Source organism: Bacillus sp. V26, from assembly GCF_034296245.1.
GTDB lineage: Bacteria > Bacillota > Bacilli > Bacillales > Bacillaceae > Bacillus > Bacillus halotolerans.
Window position 1 is genome coordinate 196,927 of record NZ_JAXKQF010000007.1, and the last position, 20,100, is coordinate 217,026.

The window sequence follows — 20,100 nt, forward strand, 5'->3', positions numbered from 1 at the left end:
GTTTGTTGGAAGATAAAGAAATACTCTGGAACGAAGCGAAAGCGTTTATTGCCAATTGCTATCAGGAACTCGGAAAGGAGGATGAAGTGCAAGACCGTCTCGATGACATTAAAAGTGAGATTGACCGGACTGGAAGCTATGTACATACAAAGGAAGAGCTGGCGCACGGGGCGAAAATGGCTTGGAGAAACAGCAACCGCTGCATCGGCAGACTGTTCTGGAATTCGCTGAATGTCATTGACAGACGTGACGTCCGGACTAAAGAAGAAGTACGGGACGCTCTGTTTCATCACATTGAAACCGCCACAAATAACGGGAAAATCAGGCCGACCATTACGATTTTCCCTCCGGAAGAGAAGGGCGAAAAGCAAGTCGAGATCTGGAATCATCAGCTGATCCGGTATGCGGGATATGAATCCGACGGAGAAAGAATCGGCGATCCTGCTTCCAGTTCTCTCACCGCAGCCTGTGAGCAGCTCGGCTGGCGCGGAGAGCGGACCGATTTTGATCTTCTTCCCCTTATTTTCCGCATGAAGGGTGACAAGCAGCCGGTCTGGTATGAGCTGCCCCGCTCACTGGTGATAGAAGTTCCGCTGACCCACCCGGAATTCGAAGCGTTTTCTGACTTGAAGCTGCAATGGTACGGCGTGCCGATTATTGCGGATATGAGGCTTGAAGTCGGGGGCGTTCATTATAATGCTGCACCGTTTAACGGCTGGTATATGGGGACAGAGATCGGAGCAAGAAACCTGGCAGATGTGAAGCGGTACGACATGCTAAAAAAAGTGGCGTCCGTGATCGGCATCGCTGCTGATTACAATACAGATTTATGGAAGGATCAGGCGCTTGTTGAATTGAACAAAGCTGTCTTGCACTCGTATAAAAAGCACGGCGTCAGCATCGTGGATCATCACACGGCTGCAAGCCAGTTTAAACGGTTTGAAGAACAGGAGGAAGAAGCGGGCAGAAAGCTGACGGGTGACTGGACGTGGCTGATACCTCCGATTTCACCCGCCTCCACACATATTTTTCACCGATCTTATGACAATTCAATCGTCAAGCCGAATTACTTTTATCAGGATAAGCCTTACGAATAGACAATTGAAAACCGGTGATGGCCTTCAAGACTGCTGGATTCAGTGACAGAGATGCCGGTAACCTTTGAAAAGGGGCTGCCTTTCTTCACGGCCTCAAGAAATGATTGCAAGGCGTTTTCCGGCCCTTCGGCCAAAATCTCGACACGCCCGTCAGCACGGTTTTTGACCCAGCCGGTGAGTTTATGCTTATCGGCTTCCGCTTGAACAAAGTAGCGGAAACCGACACCTTGAACCCGGCCGTCTGCAACGATTCGATATTGAAGCATGTAAAAAACCACCTTTTCTTTTTATGATAATCAATCATTTTATATCCTGTAAAGGAGATGTGTTCATATGACATCAGCTCATTATTCAGTTCTTTCTCTTAATCTGGGAAAGCCGCAGACGCTTGAATATGACGGAAAGAAAATAGAGACCGGCATTATGAAGCGGCCGGCAGATTCCGCAGTGATGCTGTATCGGGAGAATTTTGAGGGAGACGGACAAGCGGATCTCATCAATCATGGCGGCCCTGATAAGGCTGTCTGTGTCTATCCGGCGGAGCACTATCCGTTTTGGGAGGAGTTTCTCTCAAGACCGCTCCCGAGCGCTGCGTTTGGTGAAAATCTCACGGTGCAAGGCCTGACAGAGGAAGACGTTTGCATAGGCGATGTCTTTCAGCTCGCTGACGCCGTTGTTCAGGTCAGCCAGCCGCGTCAGCCGTGTATAAAGCTTGCCAAAAAGTTCGGTGCAAAGGATATGGTGCTGAAAGTTCAGCAAACCGGATATACGGGATTTTATTTTCGCGTGCTGGAAGAGGGCAGGGTTGCTCCGGGCGCCAAGCTCGACCTGCTGTCCAGAGGCGAAAAAGGCATATCCGTCCAATTCGCAAACCATATCAAATACCATGACACAAAAAATCTTGCCGCCATTGAACGGATTTTAAGTGAAGAAGCATTGTCGGAAAGCTGGAGATCTTCCTTTATCAAAAAACGGGACAGGCTGCTTCCGATTCAATAAAAAAGCCGCGCATCTAAACGTGCGCGGCTTTACCATGTCAGGATTGTTTTTTCTTTGTTTCAAGCAGGTTGGCAAGAAAATAGGTTTTATAGCTTTGAAGCTTTCTTCCTTCATATTTCGTGATACCCTGCTTTTTTAATTCTGCTACATACCAGCCTTTACTGCCGTAATGCATGTCAGAAAACTCCTTTCCCTATCTGATTGACCAAACGATTGGCATTGTAACATCTATCAAAAGATGCTGAAAAGAGATGCGGGAAAAACTGAGTCTTTCGAACTAGTGATGCGAACTTTCTTCCTGTATGTATATGCGGAGTAAACGCTGAATATGCTTTAATGCCCGGTGAGTTTCAGCACGACAATGCCAAGGGTCATGATGCTGAACACAATACCGATATATGTAAGCATCCCGTTTTTTTTCTTCACGCCGAAAACGGTCATGATGATGCCTTCAATGAAAAAGACGATTCCAAAAATAATAAACCACATGCGGACAATGGCTCCTTTCACAGACATTAATCCTAGTGTAGCATATCTGGATGGGCCGGGCTTGTGACAATATAAAGAAGCCGGGCATGCGCCCGGCTTAGGTATTTATTGTTTCTCAACCAATTTGACCAACAGCTGTGCCAAATGTTTTTTCTCATCATCATCCGCAACGCGCCAAAGCTCCTGCAGCAGCATTTCTTCACCGTTTTGCGGTTCTTCATGCTTTGCGAGGTAGTCTCCCAGGATCGCAGCGCTTTTGACAAGCTTGCCGTCATCTAATCCTAATTTTTTGCCCCGGTTAACCTGTTTTTTCAGGTAGTCTTTAAATTCTTCAAAGTCTTTTAAAATTTCTTCTTTTGTTGTTCCATGCATTGCATTCATTTCGTTTTCAATTTGGATTTTTTCTTGATCTCTGTTCATTTACGGTGCCTCCTCCTGCAGAATAGTGATGCTTTACCTGTAATAGGAGGAGGTTAAACATACGAAATGTGTTTTACAGCTTTGTCAGGATAATCGGCTCGTCTTTGGTGATGACGATGGTGTGCTCAACTTGGGCGACCATGCTTTTATCCGGCGTCTTAAAGGTCCAGCCGTCTCCAGCTTCGACGATGGTTTCCGCTTTTGTTGAAATGAATGGTTCAAGTGCGATCACTGTGCCGTTTTTGAAAAGCGCGTTATCAAATGGATCATAATAGTTCATGATGTGGTTCGGCGCTTCGTGAAGGCTTCTGCCGATTCCGTGGCCGGTCAGGGTTTTAATGACGGTAAATCCTTTAGAACGTGCTTCATGATAAACGGCTCTCCCGATTTGGTTTTGGCGCTTGCCGGCTTTTGCCTGCTGCAGCCCTTTTTGGAAGGCATCTTCTGCGCATTGGCATAGCTTGTGAAGGCGTTCTTCTCCTTCACCGAGCACAAACGAGATGCCTGTATCGGAGTAGAAACCGCCGAATTCAGCAGAGATATCAATGTTCACAAGATCTCCGGCTTTTAAAATAGTGGATGTGCTTGGAATACCATGCGCCACTTCATCATTTACGCTGATGCATGTCACACCAGGAAAGTCGTATTCTTTTTGCGGAGCCGAAACAGCGCCATGCTCGTCAAGCACCGCTTTTCCGATAAGGTCAAGGTCTTTTGTACTCATGCCGGGCTCTGCCTTCCGTTTCATTTCTTCACGCGCCAGCGCTACAATTCTGCCGATTTTTTTCAGGCCTTCTAATTCTTGATCGTTTGTTACAATCATCTGTCATTCCCGCTTTCTTTTTAAATAATCTAGTTTAAGCTTACCACAATTGGCTCTAGAATAGGAAACACGCGAACCTGGGAAAAAAGAAATATGCCGGGAAAATTGGTATAGATCACTAGATATCTTGTATGGTATATTTTTAAAAAAGGGTAAGAGGGGGATGGGTATGCTTTCATTTTTACAAAAGCTTGGAAAGTCATTTATGCTCCCGATTGCGGTTTTGCCTGCAGTCGGGATTATCCTTGCACTTGGCAGGGAGGATTTATTCGATATCCCGTTTGTTTATCAAGCGGGAACTGCTGTTTTTGATCACCTGCCGCTTATATTTGCGATTGGGATTGCCATCGGCATTTCAAAGGACAGCAATGGGGCCGCGGGTTTATCAGGGGCGATTTCGTATCTGATGCTCGACGCTGCAACAAAATCGATTAATGAAGCAAACAACATGGCGGTATTTGGGGGAATTATTGCCGGTTTAATTGCAGGTTATACCTATAACCGCTTCAAGGATACAAAACTGCCGGAATATCTCGGGTTCTTCAGCGGCAGACGGCTTGTGCCGATTCTCACCGCTATTTTTACAATCATTTTAGCAGGAATATTCGGTTCGATATGGCCGCCGATTCAATCGGGAATTAACGCGTTTGGGGAGTGGATGCTTGGGCTTGGCGGAATCGGCGCGGGCATATTCGGCTTATTCAACAGGCTGTTAATTCCGCTCGGTCTTCACCACGTGCTGAATAATATTTTTTGGTTCCAATTCGGCGAATATAACGGAGTGACAGGTGATTTGGCGCGCTTTTTCGCTAAAGACCCGACAGCGGGCACATACATGACGGGATTCTTCCCGATTATGATGTTCGGTCTTCCGGCGGCATGTCTGGCAATGATTGTGACTGCCAAGCCGTCAAAACGAAAAGCAACGGCCGGAATGATGATCGGTTTTGCATTGACTGCGTTTATCACCGGGATTACGGAGCCAATTGAGTTTGCATTTATGTTTTTATCTCCGCTGTTATACGCTGTGCATGCAGTCTTAACCGGACTGTCGCTATTCATCGTTAATTTGCTCGGCATACGCTCTGGATTTTCTTTTTCAGCCGGTGCGATCGATTATCTTTTGAGCTACGGAATTGCAGAAAAGCCGCTGCTGCTGCTTCTGGTAGGTATATGCTATGCGGCTGTATACTTTGTCGTGTTTTACGTCTTAATTAAGACGTTGAATTTGAAAACGCCGGGACGTGAGGATGATGACTTGGATGAAGTGCTGGACGAGAACACAGCACAGCCTGTCAATGAAAACATCATGCTGAAGGGGCTTGGCGGAAAAGAAAACCTGCAGACGATTGATCACTGTGCGACAAGGCTGAGACTGACAGTGAAAGATACGTCTTTAGTAAATGAAGCGTTATTAAAGAAAGCAGGCGCAAAAGGAGTCGTCAAATCAGGCGGGCAATCAGTACAAGTCATTATTGGCCCGAATGTAGAGTTTGCGGCAGAGGAATTACGTGCTGCAGTGAAATAAAAAAAGCAGAGAGGTTGGCCTCTCTGCTTTTTTCTTATTTATCTTCGTCTTTTGTGGACGTCTCTGAATCCTCGCCATGTTTTGTGTAATCATAATCGGAAGGGTTCACCTTTGTAAAACCTTTCGGGTTGTAGAAACGCAGCAGGTCTCCGTTTATGATTTTATCGGACATTTCGAGTTCCTTCTTGACGAGTGAGTCTTCTGACTTGTCGATCTCAGATTCATCAAGCTGTTTACCGGTTTTTGTGTCATAGTACTTGCCGGATATTTTCGTGTACTTCGGTGATATAAAGTCTCCGTTACGGAACGGAATCACTTCACGGTGTTCTTTAGATAAAATATCAGAACCGGACATCAAGTAGTCTTTCGTATCCACTCCGAGCAAATGCAGAAGGGTTGGAGCCACATCGACGTCTCCGGCATATTTATGAACTTTTTCGCCCTTCACGCCGGCAGCGTGGATAAAGAGCGGCACCCGCTGAAGCTGGGCGTTGTCATAATCGGTAATTTCATCTTTGCCAAGCACTTTGGCCATCGCGTTATTGTGGTTTTCAGAGATGCCGTAGTGGTCTCCGTACATCACGATAACCGATTTATCATATAACCCGTCTTTTTTCAGGTCATTGAAAAATTGTTCAATGGACTGATCAAGGTAATGGGCTGACTGGAAGTAGTTGTTGACGACAGAGTCGCCAAAGTCTCCAGCCGGGAAGTCAGTATCCCCCTCATCCATTCCGAATGGGAAGTGGTTAGACAGGGTAATGAACTTCGTATAGAACGGCTGCGGCAGGCTTTCTAACAGCGGCATTGATTCTTTAAAGAACGGTTTATCTTTCATGCCGTAGTTTTTCGTGTTTTCTTCGTTCATGTCATAGTAAGCAGAGTCGAAGAACTTATCAATGCCTTCCGCTTTGTACATTTCGTTTCGGTTCCAGAACGTCTGCGTATTCCCGTGGAACGTAGCAGATGTGTAATCTTTAGACTTCAAAATCGCCGGAACGGATTGAAGCGTGTTTTGCGCTTTATTAACGAAAACGGAACCCTGGGCCAGCGGGTACAGAGAGTTTTCCATCATAAATTCTGCATCCGATGTTTTACCTTGTCCTGTTTGGTGGAAAAAGTTATCAAAGTAGAACGTTTCGTTATCGTGCGCCAGTTTATTTAAGAACGGTGTCACTTCTTTGCCATCAATTTTATAGTCGATGATAAAGGACTGTAAAGATTCAAGTGAAACGTAAATGACGTTTTTTCCTTCCGCTTTGCCGAAATACACATTGTTCGGCACATCGTAATTGGCTTTCATGTAGTTCTCAACTTCCGTTACGTCGCTTGAATCGGCAAGTGCGCGCTGGCTGTTGGATTTGACATTCTGCACAGCGTCATAAATCGTGAAATTGTATGTTCCTAAATATTTGACAAGATAGTTTCGGTCAAATGATCTTGTCAGCAATTCAGGACGGTCTGACTCCGCAACTGCCAGGTTGATTAAGAAAACGAGAATCGAAGACGCAAGAACGATTCGGAATGATTTTTTGTTAGACGTATCGGCAGGCTTGTTCACTTTAATCGCTAAGATAATCAGAATGATCGTATCGATAAAGTAAAAGGCGTCAGTCGGTCTCATCAGCGAAAATGCGCTGTCACCGAGTTGGCCGCCGTTTGTTTTAGCCTGCATAATGACCGGAATCGTAATAAAATCATTGAAGAATCGGTAATACACAATGTTTGCGTACAGTAAAAAAGACATTAAAAAATGAATCACTATGATGGCTGTCTGCTGTAATTTTTTCTTGAACAAAAGTCCAAATCCAAGAAAGAATAAGCTTGAGCTGAGCGGATTCACAAAAAGCAATATTTTCTGGATCGTGTTGTCTATTCCTAAATTGAAGTTCAGGACATAACCGACATACGTCTTTACCCATAACAGGACGACCGCAATTAAGAAGAAGGCCAGTCCTCTTTCTTTTATAAATGTTTTCATTGTTACACTCCTTTTTTCCGATCACAGTTCGAGCGAAACGATAGAAAAAACGAACGTATCCAATATAACACGAATCAGCGGATTAGAAAAGTGAAAATCGTCCGATGGAAAAAGTGGCGAAAAACGCCGTCGAATCAACGTTTTCTTAGGAATTTGCCAGATGTAAAAGCAGGTTTATTACTGTAAATAAAGGAATAATATGGTTTGTGACAGCTGTATGATAAAATATGTTCATTAATGAAAAGAGGTGGGACGATGGATTTTTCTCATATTGTGTCTGAAGATAAGATTAAACGCGCCATCAAAGACGGAGATTTTGACAACCTGCCGGGAATGGGAAAACCGCTGCCAAAGGATGATGCGGCCCACTTGCCGGAATCCCTGCGGATGGGATACCGAATGTTAAAAAATGCAGGGATGGCTGAGGATGAGGGTGCACTGAAAAAAGAGCTTATGACCCTCAACCATTTAATCTCCAAGTGCTATGACGAAAAGGAACGTGAGCAATTAGTAAGAAAAAAATCAGAGAAGCAGCTGATGCTCGATAAGCTTGCCGACAAAAAAGGCATGTTTTCCAAACCAGCGTCATCGTTTTATAAGAATCAAGTATATGAGCGGCTGGGGCGAAACAGACCTTCTTCCACTTAGTTTTCCTTGTCAGGCGATGTTTTTTAGCCGTCCAGCTTCCTTTCTTCCTCAATTTGACTTAGTTCTGTCTGCCCTAAAAGGTTTATGTTTTTCCATCTGTGGGGAATTGACCCATAAACGGGAAAGGGTGATGGGATGGAACAACTATTAGAATGGGTAGAGCGTATATCTGATTGGCTGTGGGGGCCGCCGCTAATTATCTTACTGACGGGGACGGGATTGTACTTCACCATTTTGCTGAAGTTTTTTCAATTTCGCTATCCTTTATATATTTTGAAGCAGACGATCGGCAGCGTAGGAGAAAAGCCGAAGGGAGAGGGGACAGTTACGCCGCTTCAAGCATTGACATCAGCCCTCAGTTCGACGATTGGGGCGGCGAACATTGTCGGAGTGCCTGCGGCTATCATGTTTGGCGGTCCCGGGGCTGTTTTTTGGATGTGGCTGGTTGCCTTATTTGCTATGGCAATTAAGTTTTCAGAAAGTGTGCTTGCGGTTCATTACAGAGAAAAAAATGAGCAGGGTGAATTTGTCGGGGGACCGATGTATTACATAACAAAAGGGCTGCGCATGAAATGGCTCGGCGTGTTTTTTTCTGTTGCACTGATCGTAGAGCTGATTCCAAGCATAATGGTTCAGGGGAATTCAGTTTCAGTCTCTCTTGCCGAAACGTTTTCTTTCAATAAAATATACGCCGGAATCGGCATCGCGTTTTTGATTGGTTTAGTTGTAATTGGCGGGGTTAAGCGGATCGGAAAAGTAACAGAGTTTGTCGTGCCTCTCATGGCAGGTGCATACGCGGGAGCCGGTCTCCTGATTGTTCTTATGAATCTTTCATCTGTTCCGGCGTTTTTCTCTCTCATATTTTCGAATGCGTTTACTTCTTCTTCGGCAGCAGGAGGATTTGCAGGCGCTGCCTTGGCTGAAACCATCCGCTGGGGGTTTGCCCGCGGCCTGTATTCTAATGAAGCCGGGATGGGAACCGCCCCGATTGCACATGCGGCGGCAATGACTGACCACCCCGTAAGACAAGGCTTCTGGTCTGTGATCGGCATTGTCATTGACACCTTGATTATCTGCACCACCACGGCATTTGTCGTCCTTGCATCCGGAGTCTGGACAGGGAAGAACGCCTCAAGTGACCCAGCAGCACTGACTACGGCTGCATTTCAGCACTATTTCGGATCTGGCGGAGGGTACTTCGTTTCGATTTCTCTCGTCTTTTTTGTTGTCTCGACCATTATGGTTGTCATATTTTACGGCGTAAAACAAGCTGAATTTCTATTCGGACGGCTGTCGGGACATGTCATTAAATTCGTCTATTTAGCGGCTATTATCATAGGTGCCGCCGGCGGAGCAAAAGCCATCTGGGGTTTTCTGGACTTAGCGTTAGTTTTCATTCTCGTTCCGAATGTGATTGCGCTGTTATTATTGAGCAAGAAGGTAAAAGCGCTGTATACCGAATTTTTCACATCTGAACAGTATTACTTGAAAGATAGAAGAAAAACGAAACAGAGTGCTGTTTACCAGACAAAAGAAGCTGAAAACTCTTAGGGTTTTTGGAATCAACATCGTCTTACTCTTGATGATCAATTAGATGAACAAAGGCAGCAAGATCGCATCACCACATTAATGAGCGGTATTGACTCGGAGGCTTTCTGTAAAGCCTTCTGACTCGGTGATCGGTTCTTCAATGACTCTCCTTTGGCCGCCTTTTATTTTACAATCAGGCATTTTGCCGTTCACAAAATAATAGATCTAAACTCGTCTCAGCCGATACGCTGGAAATAGACAGCATATCGGCTGAGATTCCTCGTTTTCCTTATTTCATCCCTCAGATGCCGCAAAAAAAGACGGAGGACGTGAACCTGAATAGATTCAGATTTTACGATTCCTTCGATATATACAATAAATCCGCATGCACATTTCCGAAGTCAAACTTTCTAAACACGAAATCTGAGCAGCCTTCTGTTAAAAAAGGTCAGAGTTTTCCTTGAGATGGGAGAAATCGGCCTTTCCTTATTGTCTTTGAGCTCACGCAGGAGCTGCAGGGCTTTCTCGTGTTTATTCTTTAGAGCAACCCTGCCTGTTTAAGATATTCTATGACTTTACGAATAGTATGAAAGCGCTATAAAAAGTTGTTGACTACATGTTTATACAGGAATACAATATAAACATAAGTTGTATATACAAGTTATCAAACGGAGGGGTTGGCATGGGGGAACTGAACAGATCAGCACGGCAAATTGTTGAAGCAGTCGGCGGTGCTGAAAATATTGCAGCGGCAACTCATTGTGTAACACGTTTACGCTTCGCGTTAATAGATGAAAGCAAGGTTGACCAAGAAGTGCTGGATCAAATCGATGTTGTAAAGGGATCGTTTTCGACAAACGGGCAGTTTCAGGTTGTGATCGGCCAGGGAACAGTCAACAAAGTATATGCGGAACTGGTCAAGGAAACGGGGATTGGCGAGTCAACAAAGGATGACGTGAAGAAGGCCTCAGAAAAAAATATGAATCCTTTACAGCGTGCTGTGAAAACGCTTGCAGATATATTTATTCCGATTTTGCCTGCGATTGTCACGGCGGGTCTCTTAATGGGGATCAACAATATCTTAACGGCGCAGGGGATTTTCTTCAGTACAAAATCGATTGTGCAGGTGTACCCGCAGTGGGCGGATCTCGCCAATATGATCAATTTAATCGCAGGCACGGCCTTTACGTTCCTGCCAGCGCTGATCGGCTGGTCGGCGGTGAAGCGGTTTGGCGGCAATCCGCTCCTCGGCATTGTGCTCGGCGTTATGCTCGTGCATCCTGATTTACTGAATGCGTGGGGGTATGGCGCTGCGGAACAAAGCGGAGAGATCCCTGTATGGAATCTTTTCGGCCTTGAGGTGCAGAAGGTCGGCTACCAGGGGCAGGTGCTCCCGATTTTGCTCGCTTCGTATTTGCTCGCCAAGATTGAATTGTTTTTGACGAAACGGACACCCGAGGGGATACAGCTTTTAGTCGTCGCGCCGATTACGCTGCTCGTGACCGGTTTTGCATCCTTTATCATTATCGGACCGGTCACATTTGCGATCGGGAATGTGTTAACTTCGGGGCTTATCTCGGTGTTCGGCTCATTTGCCGCGCTGGGCGGGCTGCTGTACGGCGGCTTATACTCGGCGCTGGTGATTACCGGAATGCATCATACGTTTTTGGCAGTTGATCTGCAGCTGATCGGCTCTAAGCTTGGAGGCACTTTTTTATGGCCGATGCTGGCGCTGTCAAATATTGCTCAAGGGTCAGCGGCGCTGGCGATGATGTTTATCGTAAAGGATGAGAAACAAAAAGGCCTTTCCTTAACATCAGGCATTTCCGCTTATCTGGGCATTACAGAGCCTGCCATATTCGGGGTGAACCTTCGCTACAGATTTCCGTTTATCATTGCGATGATCAGCTCAGGGCTGGCCGGGATGTATATCTCATCTCAAGGCGTTTTGGCTAGCTCTGTCGGTGTTGGCGGCGTGCCCGGCATTTTCTCGATTATGAGCCAGTACTGGGGCGCATTCGCAATCGGGATGGCGATTGTCTTAATTGTTCCGTTTGCCGGAACATACGCTTATGCGCGACTGAAACGTAAATAACAAAGGGGAGCGGGACGTGTTTTTTACGGTCCCTTTTCCCATTTTCATTAAAAAAAGACGGTGGTGGAGACAGATGAAAACAGAACAAACACCATGGTGGAAAAAAGCCGTGGTTTATCAAATTTATCCGAAAAGCTTTAAAGATACGACGGGAAACGGCATTGGCGATTTGAATGGAATTATTGAAAAGCTTGATTACTTAAAAACGCTTCAGGTTGATGTTCTTTGGCTAACGCCGATTTACGACTCGCCGCAGCATGATAATGGGTATGATATTCGGGATTACTACACGATTTATCAAGAGTACGGCACAATGGAAGATTTTGAACGCTTATTAGCTGAAGCGCACAAAAGAGGCTTAAAAGTCGTCATGGATCTTGTGGTCAATCATACGTCAACTGAGCACAAATGGTTTAGAGAGGCGATTTCTTCAAAAGACAGCCCATACCGTGATTTTTATATATGGAAAAACCAGAACGAAGACGGTACAGCCCCGACAAACTGGGAATCGAAATTCGGCGGCTCGGCATGGAAGCTTGACGAAGCCTCAGGCCAATATTATCTGCACCTGTTTGATGTCACACAGGCTGATTTGAATTGGGAAAATGATGAGGTCAGAAAGCATGTCTATGAGATGATGCATTTTTGGTTTGAAAAAGGAATTGATGGCTTCAGGCTTGATGTCATTAATCTGATTTCAAAAGACCAGCGCTTTCCGAATGCGGAAGACGGCAATGATGGCCGTACCTTTTACACTGACGGGCCGCGGGTGCATGAATTTCTGCATGAAATGAACGAAAAGGTGTTTTCACATTATGACAGCATGACGGTCGGTGAGATGTCTTCTACATCGATTGACCATTGCATCCGATATACAAATCCCGGCAATGAAGAGCTTGATATGACGTTTAACTTCCATCATCTCAAGGTCGATTATCCAAACGGAGAAAAATGGGCCTTGGCTCCGTTCGATTTTCTGAAGCTGAAGGAGATCTTATCCGTTTGGCAGACGGAGATGCAGGCGGGAGGGGGCTGGAACGCTTTGTTCTGGTGCAATCACGATCAGCCGCGCATTGTATCGAGATATGGAAATGACGGTCCATATCGGGTGAAATCAGCAAAAATGCTTGCGACGGCCATTCATATGATGCAGGGCACGCCTTATATTTATCAGGGGGAAGAGCTCGGCATGACCAATCCGAAGTTTACCGGCATCAGCTCCTATCGGGATGTCGAGTCGCTGAACATGTATCACGCCTTCAAGAAAAAAGGCATGGCGGAAAAAGAGATTTTAGCCATTTTACAGGAAAAATCCCGTGACAATTCCAGAACACCCGTCCAGTGGGATGATACGCCGAATGCCGGATTTACAACAGGCACGCCATGGATACCGGCCGCCGGCAATTACCGGGAGATCAATGCCGAGGCGGCGCTGAAGGACAAACACTCGGTCTTTTATCACTACCGGAAGCTGATCCAGATCCGAAAAACCTATGACATTGTCACAGAGGGAACGTATGAATTGATCGCAAAGGATGATCCGAACGTTTTTGCGTATATGAGACATGGAGAAAATGAGAAGCTGCTCGTCATCAATAATTTTTACGGGACGGAGGCAGCCTTTACACTGCCGGACACGCTGAAGCCCGGCGAGTGGAAGGCAGAGGTGCTTTTGACAAACGATGAAGAGAGAGAAGAACTGAAGAATATGACGCTCCGCCCGTATGAGTCCATTGTTTATCATTTAACAAAACCGTGCTAAACTAAGCTGGGTGGTCATAAATGAAGGTGAATAAATTTATCACAATCTATAAAGACATCGCACAGCAAATTGAAGACGGCCGATGGAAGGCGGAGGAGATTCTTCCGTCTGAACATGAATTGACCGCACAGTACGGCACATCAAGAGAAACGGTTCGAAAGGCGCTTCACATGCTGGCTCAAAATGGATATATCCAGAAAATCAGGGGGAAAGGCTCCGTGATTCTCAACCGTGAAAAAATGCAGTTTCCGGTCTCTGGGCTTGTCAGCTTCAAGGAACTTGCGCAAACTTTGGGGAAAGAAACGAAAACAGCCGTTCACAAATTCGGGCTGGTGCCCCCGTCAGATCTGATCCAAAAACAGCTTCGGGCACAGCCGGATGATGACATATGGGAAGTGATCAGGTCAAGAAAGATTGACGGGGAGCATGTCATCTTGGACAAGGACTACTTTTTCAGAAAGCATGTGCCTCACCTGACGAAAGAAATTTGCGAAAACTCCATTTATGAATATATTGAAGGAGAGCTTGGTCTTTCGATCAGTTACGCGCAGAAAGAAATTGTGGCCGAGCCGTGTACGGATGAGGACAGGGAATTGCTTGATTTACGAGGCTATGACCATATGGTGGTTGTGAGAAACTATGTCTTTTTAGAGGATACAAGTCTCTTTCAATATACGGAAAGCAGACACCGTCTGGACAAATTCAGGTTTGTCGATTTTGCGCGACGGGGAAAATAAAGAGCGCCTGCCTGCGGCAGAGCGCTTTTTTCTCTTGGTATCAAAATTGATACTATCATACAAAAATGTGCGTACTTTTACTTTTTATGAGAATGGCTACAATAGAAGTGAGAGTAACCAAAAGGAGAGGTGCTTAACATGGCAGATGTAAAGAAACAAATTCTGGACGCATACAATTTCAGACATGCGACAAAGGAATTTGACCCGAATAAAAAAGTATCAGACAGCGATTTTGAATTTATTTTAGAAACAGGAAGACTATCTCCAAGTTCACTCGGCCTTGAGCCTTGGAAATTCGTTGTTGTCCAAAATCCCGAATTCCGCGAAAAGCTTCGCGAATACACATGGGGCGCGCAAAAGCAGCTTCCGACAGCAAGCCATTTCGTCCTGATTCTGGCGCGTACAGCGAAGGATATCAAATATAATGCGGACTACATCAAACGTCATTTAAAAGAAGTAAAACAAATGCCGCAAGACGTGTATGAAGGCTATCTCAGCAAAACAGAGGAGTTCCAGAAGCACGATTTGCATTTGCTTGAAAGTGACAGAACATTGTTTGACTGGGCATCCAAACAAACCTATATTGCACTTGGCAACATGATGACAGCCGCTGCGCAAATCGGCGTTGATTCCTGCCCTGTGGAAGGCTTCCAATATGATGAAATTCATCGCATCCTTGAAGAAGAAGGCCTTCTGGAAAACGGAAGCTTTGATATTTCTGTTATGGTGGCGTTCGGCTACCGTGTGCGAGACCCTCGTCCGAAAACAAGATCTGCAGTTGAAGATGTTGTGAAGTGGGTATAAAAACGAAAGCTGCTCGATAACGAGCAGCTTTTTTTTATGCTTGATTCGCTCTGTTCTGTTTTCTTCGCTGATGCAAATATAATGCTGTTCCGAGTGCGCTGATCAGAAACCCGGCCAGCAGGATGGAATACATGGACGTGGCTGTGTCAGGAAGCAAGCCGCCAGCCGGTCCATCGGTTCCCGATCCGCCCGATCCATTTGTTGGTTCAGTGCCGGGAGGTGTTTGATCGCCGCCTTTGCCGTCATTCGGCTGCTTTCCGCCTGGATTGTCGGGCCCTCCGCCATTCTTGCCGTCATCACCGCCGCCTGTCGGCTGATCGGACGGGAACGCCGGCGGTTTATCGTGAGCACCGGAATTTAAGATCGTGTATTCGCTGAAGTGGTTTGTGTATCCTGTCACCATATCATCGTCAACTGATCCGTTATCTGTCTTTGTGAAAGCTTTCTTTTTCCTGTCGACATAATAAATGGCAGGGTTATGGGCTTCTTCAATATCAAACATCCGAAGCGAAAGCTGAACGGGTTCCTTGAATGATTTCACTTCTTTTCCTTTTTGCTTCACTGTAAAGTCATATACATTTGATAGGGAGACGTTTAATTCTCCCTTAGATTTGATTCCGATTTCAGTGTTCGCGGTTTTGATATTCGCCATTGGAAGCTTCATGCTGTACCAGTAGTTGAACACCGTCAGGGAAGGATCTAATTCTCTATCCTTCAATAGCTTGACCTGGTCTTTTTTCATTTTTAGATTGATTGGTTTCTCTTGTGATCCTTCAGACGTTTCATAATAGACAAACGGCTTGTTGGCGTTTTTGGCATAAATCACAAATTTGTCTTCATCGAGTGTCCAGCTGCCATCCTTCTGCTTTGTCGGCAGGAATACTTCTTTGATCCGTCCTTCGATTTTCGGAGAGACCTTGTCACCAAGCTTTTTCAGCTGCTCGGTGAAAATCTCATAATCGACGTAGCCGAGGTCTTCACTATGAGAAGCTTCCGTAAAGACAGAGTATCCGTCTCCACCGCCGCCGACAAAATGATTTGTTGCGACGCGGTAGGTATCATCTGTATTCAGATCAACTTTGTCTCCGCTAGGCGATTCGATTTTCACGTCTAAAACACGGTGTCCAGGTTCGTTGTTTAATGTAAAGGTATATTCAATTCCAGCCACCTGAGGGAAGGCCCCGCCTCCGTTCTCCACATTGCTTAATCCTTGTTCAAGAGCTTCTTTGATTTGTTTTCCGGTCAAATCAGCCACGTAAAGCGTGTTGCCGAACGGCATCACGTTCAGTACTTCGCCGAGAGTGATATCGCCTTTATCAATGCCTGCTCTGATGCCGCCGCCATTTGTTATCGCTATTCTGGCGCCGGCTGCTTCTTTTGCTTTTGCAAGCATGCCGTCCGCGATGAAGTTCCCGAGATTGGTTTCCTTCGTGCGCACATGCTCACGCTGGCCGTCAAGGGCTACATCCGTGTAGCCGACTTTTTCATTTTTGACGTCCTCTAATTCTTTTTTGAAATTTTTGAGTTCGTCTTTTGCTTCGGCGTTTTCTTCAGTATTCTCATCAATCGGCAGTACGCTTAGATTTGATTTGTCTGTTTGAACGACGCCGTCATCATCAAACGCGACATCGACACGCCCTAAGAATTGGCCGTATTCTTTTGCCTGTGCCACGATAGTCGGTTCGTCGTTTTCCACGACCTCCATTTTGTCCACGAGAGTGTGGGTGTGTCCGCCGATGATCAAGTCAATGCCTTTCACTTTTTTGGCTAGCTCAAGATCGCGGTTATGCCCAATGTGGGTGAGCGCGATAATTTTGTTTACTTTTTCTTCTTCCTGAATCGTTTTCACGGTGTTCTGCGCAGTTTTAAATGCGTCGTTAAATACAATGCTTTTGCCCGGGCTTGATGTTGTGGCTGTGTCTTCTGTTGTCAGTCCGAACACGGCGACTTTTTCACCGTCAACGTCTAACAGAATGTACGGATGGATGCCCGGCTCTTTCTTTTCTCCCGCAGTAAAGGTCTGCGGCTTTTTGACATATGATTTCAGCTTAGGTTCATTTGATACATCCACGTTCGCGCTGACGATTGGGAAATCAGGCGCTTCAAAGTGATAGCGATTCGCCGGATCGACAGTTGTGCTGTTCCCGCTGAGAAAATCAGAAAGCACAGACGGACCTTTATCAAATTCGTGGTTTCCGAAGGTCATGGCGTCATAGCCCATCATGTTCATCAGTTTCAGGTCGGCTAAACCGTTCCATTTCGTGAAATACAGGTCGCCGGAAAACACATCTCCCGCGTCAAGCAGGATGTTATGGTCTGTTTCGCTTCTTACTTCGCTGATTTTCGTCATTCGTCTGGCTGCGTCATCAAGGTGCGCGTGCGTATCATTTGTATGCATGACGGTAAGATCCCATAATCCGCCTTCAGGAGGATCGGTATCTGAATCGTCGTCAAATTGAAGCTTGTACACGCCATAGCCTTCATTTGAAGAATGTCTCACATAAGCCACATCATCGGCTTTGTCCGCAAAAGGCTTAGCTAAAAGCGAAGATTCAAACGTCAAATTCGTGCCGGAAACCGGTGCAATCGACCAGTTGTTATCGGCTTTTGGATTTAATGTTTTCTGTTCAATAATGTAATCCATCAGTACCTGTCTGTTTTCAACTGCGGAGCCGTGGACAATCTTATCACTCGTCAGATGAGGGAAACCGCCGCCGCCGGAGGCGCGGTAATTATTCGTGACTACGAGAAATTCCTGGCTCGGGCTGATCGGTTTGCCTTCATAGGAAAGGTTGATGATCCGGCTTGAATCCGCGTTAATCACTTTTCCGTTTTCGTTGTATTTGGCCGGTTTTGTGACATCGACCTGATAGGTAACGCCGTCAATCACGTCAAAGTTGTAGGAGCGGAAATTCTCATTCAGCAAGGCCTGATCGCCGCCTTTTGACGGATTGATATGATTAAATTGGCCAGCTGACATGTCGAGCCAGTCCTTCACCTCGCTGCCGGTCAGCTTCACGATCTGGAGGGTATTATCGTACAGATACAAGTCTCCGACGTTTTTAATCGCAAGATCCCCGGCCGGAATGTTTGTATAGTAATTGGCTCCGTTTCTGCCGCCGGCTTTAAACGGCGCGCCTGCTGACAAAATCGGAAGATCCTTATACTCGGTATCCTTCATTTCATTTTCCGCGTACCATTTTTGCGCATCTGTCACAATTTGAATAGAAGGGTCGTCCTTGACTTGTGCAAAGAAGCTGTTAATGTCGGCTTCTGTTTTTCCGACAGGCTTTCTGACATATTCCAGCGTATTTTGATGTGTTTGCTGAATGGCTTTTGTGACGGCTTCGTTTCTGGATGTGACGCTGCCGGAAATTGATTCGATGCTGCCCTTGGAATCTGCGACCTTCCATGAGCCGTCTGTTTTTTCAAGCTTGAGGTCAATGACGCCTAAGTATTTGCCCCAGCTGCTTGGCATGACGACCGGAATGCCGTTAATGGTTCCTTTTTCAACATCAAACTGAGCGGCACCCGCATATTCTGCGGAAGGGAAGAGTCCGTGCTGATGGCCCGAGACAATCGCATCAATGCCCTTTGTTTTCGTGGCCAGGTCAAAAACGGCGTTTTCTGCACCTGACGATTGCGCCTGCTTTTCAATACCGGTGTGGGCAAGGGCAATAATGACATCCGCGCCTTCTGCCTTCATTTTCGGAATCGTTTCATTGGCAGATTCGACGATATCCTGCACCTGAACCTGTCCTTCGAGATTCTTTTTGTCCCAGGTCATGATTTGCGGCGGGACAAAGCCTATGTAGCCTACTTTGATCTTCTGTTCGTTTCCGTTTTCATCTGTGACTGTTTTCTCGTTAATGACATACGGCGTATAACGGTGTTCGCCGCCAGTTGTTTTCACATTGGCGTTTACAATCGGGAAATCGGCTCCTTTGATCGTGCCGTCAAGAAAGTCGAGCCCGTAATTGAATTCATGATTGCCAAGTGTTCCTGCGTCATACTTCAGCGCGTTCATGACGCTGATAATCGGGTGGGTTTTTGCACCGGAGATAATGTTGTCTTTTTCGTATTTCACTGCGTATTCGCCCAGCGGATTTCCTTGAATCAAGTCACCGTTATCCACGAGCAGGGTGTTTGGGTTCTCCTCGCGGTGCTTTTGGATCAGCTGTGCCGTTCTGGCAAGCCCGAATTCTGTCGTTTCTTTGTCGCTGTAGTAATCGTAATCCATCATGTTGGCATGAATATCAGTTGTAGCCAAAATACTGAGATTCACTTGAGGAGCCGTGTTTTCTTCTGCATGAACGGGCGGTGTTGGGAGGATTAGGCTAAGTATCATAATTGGGGGCAGCAGAATACGGAGAATGTTACTGACGTCTTTTCGTCTTTTCTGTATTCTCACCAGTTCTCCACCTTTCAACGAAATTTGTGTTACTGGTTCTATTGTAAGAATATTTTGTAAGCATTTGTAGATGTTTCTTTATGATTATTGTAAAAGGGAGAAAAATAAGTATTATGTATCATCTTTGGGTGATGTGAATTGGGTCATTATGCTTATCGTATGTCAGCTCTGCAAAATGTTTATTATATTGTGGCTGGGGTAGAGTGTTTTATGTAGACATATTAAGGGGGAGGTTATCAATCATGGGTAAAAAAATCGCAGTTGTGCTGACAGATTATTTCGAAGACAGCGAGTATACTGAACCAGCAAAAGCATTTAAAGAAGCGGGGCATGAGCTGACCGTTATTGAAAATGAAAAAGGGAAAACCGTAAAAGGCAAGCAGGGAAATGCGCAAGTCACAGTCGATGCGTCCATTGATGACGTAAACCCTTCCGACTTTGACGCGCTATTAATTCCGGGAGGTTTTTCACCTGACCAGCTTCGTGCCGATGAGCGTTTCGTCCAGTTTACAAAAGCGTTTATGACGGACAAAAAGCCGGTATTTGCGATTTGTCACGGCCCGCAGCTGCTGATTACTGCTAAAGCGCTGGAAGGCAGAAAAGCGACAGGCTATACGTCCATTCGTGTAGATATGGAATACGCGGGGGCCGATGTCGTTGACCAGGAAGTCGTGGTTTGCCAAAATCAATTGGTCACCAGCCGCACGCCGGATGACATTCCTGCATTTAACCGCGAATCTTTGGCACTGCTTGAAAAATAACAAAAACGGACGCCC

General features: G+C 45.9%; 17 protein-coding genes and 1 pseudogene. 10 read left to right on the forward strand and 8 right to left on the reverse strand.

Translation table 11 applies throughout. The features are described 5' to 3' along the window. The first annotated feature begins 5 nt into the window (after positions 1 to 5). Positions 6 to 1,097, forward strand: coding sequence for a nitric oxide synthase (gene nosA, locus UJ203_RS18415; RefSeq protein ID WP_322013065.1), 1,092 nt, complete (start codon positions 6 to 8; stop codon positions 1,095 to 1,097). Here the strand turns inward: nosA and UJ203_RS18420 are convergent. Further along, on the reverse strand, positions 1,088 to 1,363 hold the full coding sequence (locus UJ203_RS18420; RefSeq protein WP_059293845.1) for an acylphosphatase: 276 nt from the start codon (positions 1,361 to 1,363) through the stop codon (positions 1,088 to 1,090). The genes nosA and UJ203_RS18420 overlap by 10 nt on opposite strands. Positions 1,364 to 1,430: 67 nt before the next feature. Between UJ203_RS18420 and UJ203_RS18425 the strand changes: the two genes are divergently transcribed. Continuing rightward, positions 1,431 to 2,096 (forward strand): MOSC domain-containing protein, encoded by a 666-nt coding sequence (locus UJ203_RS18425; RefSeq protein ID WP_322013067.1) that lies wholly within the window; start codon positions 1,431 to 1,433, stop codon positions 2,094 to 2,096. A 37-nt stretch (positions 2,097 to 2,133) separates the two neighbouring features. Here UJ203_RS18425 and UJ203_RS18430 read toward each other — a convergent pair whose 3' ends face one another. From UJ203_RS18430 to map, 4 genes are all read right to left on the reverse strand, one after another. Continuing rightward, a complete protein-coding gene (locus UJ203_RS18430; protein ID WP_010333376.1) occupies positions 2,134 to 2,271 on the reverse strand; it encodes a YflJ family protein in 138 nt (45 codons plus the stop codon). 158 nt (positions 2,272 to 2,429) lie between these two features. Continuing rightward, on the reverse strand, positions 2,430 to 2,585 hold the full coding sequence (locus UJ203_RS18435) for a hypothetical protein (protein ID WP_010333377.1): 156 nt from the start codon (positions 2,583 to 2,585) through the stop codon (positions 2,430 to 2,432). A gap of 105 nt (positions 2,586 to 2,690) precedes the next feature. Continuing rightward, on the reverse strand, positions 2,691 to 3,005 hold the full coding sequence (locus UJ203_RS18440) for a DUF3243 domain-containing protein (RefSeq protein WP_322013070.1): 315 nt from the start codon (positions 3,003 to 3,005) through the stop codon (positions 2,691 to 2,693). Positions 3,006 to 3,078: 73 nt separating this feature from the next. Further along, on the reverse strand, positions 3,079 to 3,828 hold the full coding sequence (gene map, locus UJ203_RS18445) for a type I methionyl aminopeptidase (RefSeq protein ID WP_024120572.1): 750 nt from the start codon (positions 3,826 to 3,828) through the stop codon (positions 3,079 to 3,081). A 169-nt stretch (positions 3,829 to 3,997) separates the two neighbouring features. On the opposite strand from map, the gene nagE reads away from it, so the two are divergent. After that, complete coding sequence (nagE, locus tag UJ203_RS18450; protein ID WP_322013073.1) at positions 3,998 to 5,356, forward strand: N-acetylglucosamine-specific PTS transporter subunit IIBC; 1,359 nt, start codon at positions 3,998 to 4,000, stop codon at positions 5,354 to 5,356. A 34-nt stretch (positions 5,357 to 5,390) separates the two neighbouring features. Here the strand turns inward: nagE and ltaS are convergent, their stop codons facing one another. Continuing rightward, entirely contained in the window at positions 5,391 to 7,337 is a 1,947-nt protein-coding gene (gene ltaS, locus UJ203_RS18455) for a lipoteichoic acid synthase (protein WP_322013075.1), read from the reverse strand. A 255-nt stretch (positions 7,338 to 7,592) separates the two neighbouring features. Here ltaS and UJ203_RS18460 point away from each other — a divergent pair, with 255 nt between their 5' ends. Then, positions 7,593 to 7,985 carry a DUF1992 domain-containing protein gene (locus tag UJ203_RS18460; protein WP_322013077.1) on the forward strand — a complete coding sequence of 131 codons (393 nt, stop codon included), beginning with the start codon at positions 7,593 to 7,595 and terminating at the stop codon, positions 7,983 to 7,985. A gap of 135 nt (positions 7,986 to 8,120) precedes the next feature. Continuing rightward, positions 8,121 to 9,536 carry a sodium:alanine symporter family protein gene (locus UJ203_RS18465; RefSeq protein ID WP_322013079.1) on the forward strand — a complete coding sequence of 472 codons (1,416 nt, stop codon included), beginning with the start codon at positions 8,121 to 8,123 and terminating at the stop codon, positions 9,534 to 9,536. A gap of 81 nt (positions 9,537 to 9,617) precedes the next feature. Here UJ203_RS18465 and UJ203_RS20955 read toward each other — a convergent pair. Continuing rightward, positions 9,618 to 10,033, reverse strand: a pseudogene (locus UJ203_RS20955) (spore germination protein); the annotation flags it as partial. 164 nt (positions 10,034 to 10,197) lie between these two features. Between UJ203_RS20955 and treP the strand changes: the two are divergent. From treP to UJ203_RS18490, 4 genes are all read left to right on the forward strand, one after another. After that, entirely contained in the window at positions 10,198 to 11,610 is a 1,413-nt protein-coding gene (treP, locus tag UJ203_RS18475) for a PTS system trehalose-specific EIIBC component (protein ID WP_059353393.1), read from the forward strand. Positions 11,611 to 11,683: 73 nt separating this feature from the next. After that, positions 11,684 to 13,372, forward strand: a complete 1,689-nt coding sequence (treC, locus tag UJ203_RS18480) for an alpha,alpha-phosphotrehalase (RefSeq protein WP_305935097.1) — start codon at positions 11,684 to 11,686, stop codon at positions 13,370 to 13,372. Between the two features lie 20 nt (positions 13,373 to 13,392). Then, on the forward strand, positions 13,393 to 14,109 hold the full coding sequence (gene treR / locus UJ203_RS18485) for a trehalose operon repressor (RefSeq protein WP_024120578.1): 717 nt from the start codon (positions 13,393 to 13,395) through the stop codon (positions 14,107 to 14,109). Positions 14,110 to 14,247: 138 nt separating this feature from the next. After that, entirely contained in the window at positions 14,248 to 14,913 is a 666-nt protein-coding gene (locus UJ203_RS18490; RefSeq protein ID WP_044163631.1) for an NAD(P)H-dependent oxidoreductase, read from the forward strand. Between the two features lie 34 nt (positions 14,914 to 14,947). Here the strand turns inward: UJ203_RS18490 and UJ203_RS18495 are convergent, their stop codons facing one another. Beyond that, complete coding sequence (locus UJ203_RS18495) at positions 14,948 to 19,324, reverse strand: multifunctional 2',3'-cyclic-nucleotide 2'-phosphodiesterase/3'-nucleotidase/5'-nucleotidase (protein WP_322013088.1); 4,377 nt, start codon at positions 19,322 to 19,324, stop codon at positions 14,948 to 14,950. A gap of 242 nt (positions 19,325 to 19,566) precedes the next feature. Here UJ203_RS18495 and UJ203_RS18500 point away from each other — a divergent pair, with 242 nt between their 5' ends. Then, positions 19,567 to 20,085 (forward strand): type 1 glutamine amidotransferase domain-containing protein, encoded by a 519-nt coding sequence (locus UJ203_RS18500; RefSeq protein ID WP_059336024.1) that lies wholly within the window; start codon positions 19,567 to 19,569, stop codon positions 20,083 to 20,085. The last annotated feature ends 15 nt before the right edge of the window (positions 20,086 to 20,100 follow it).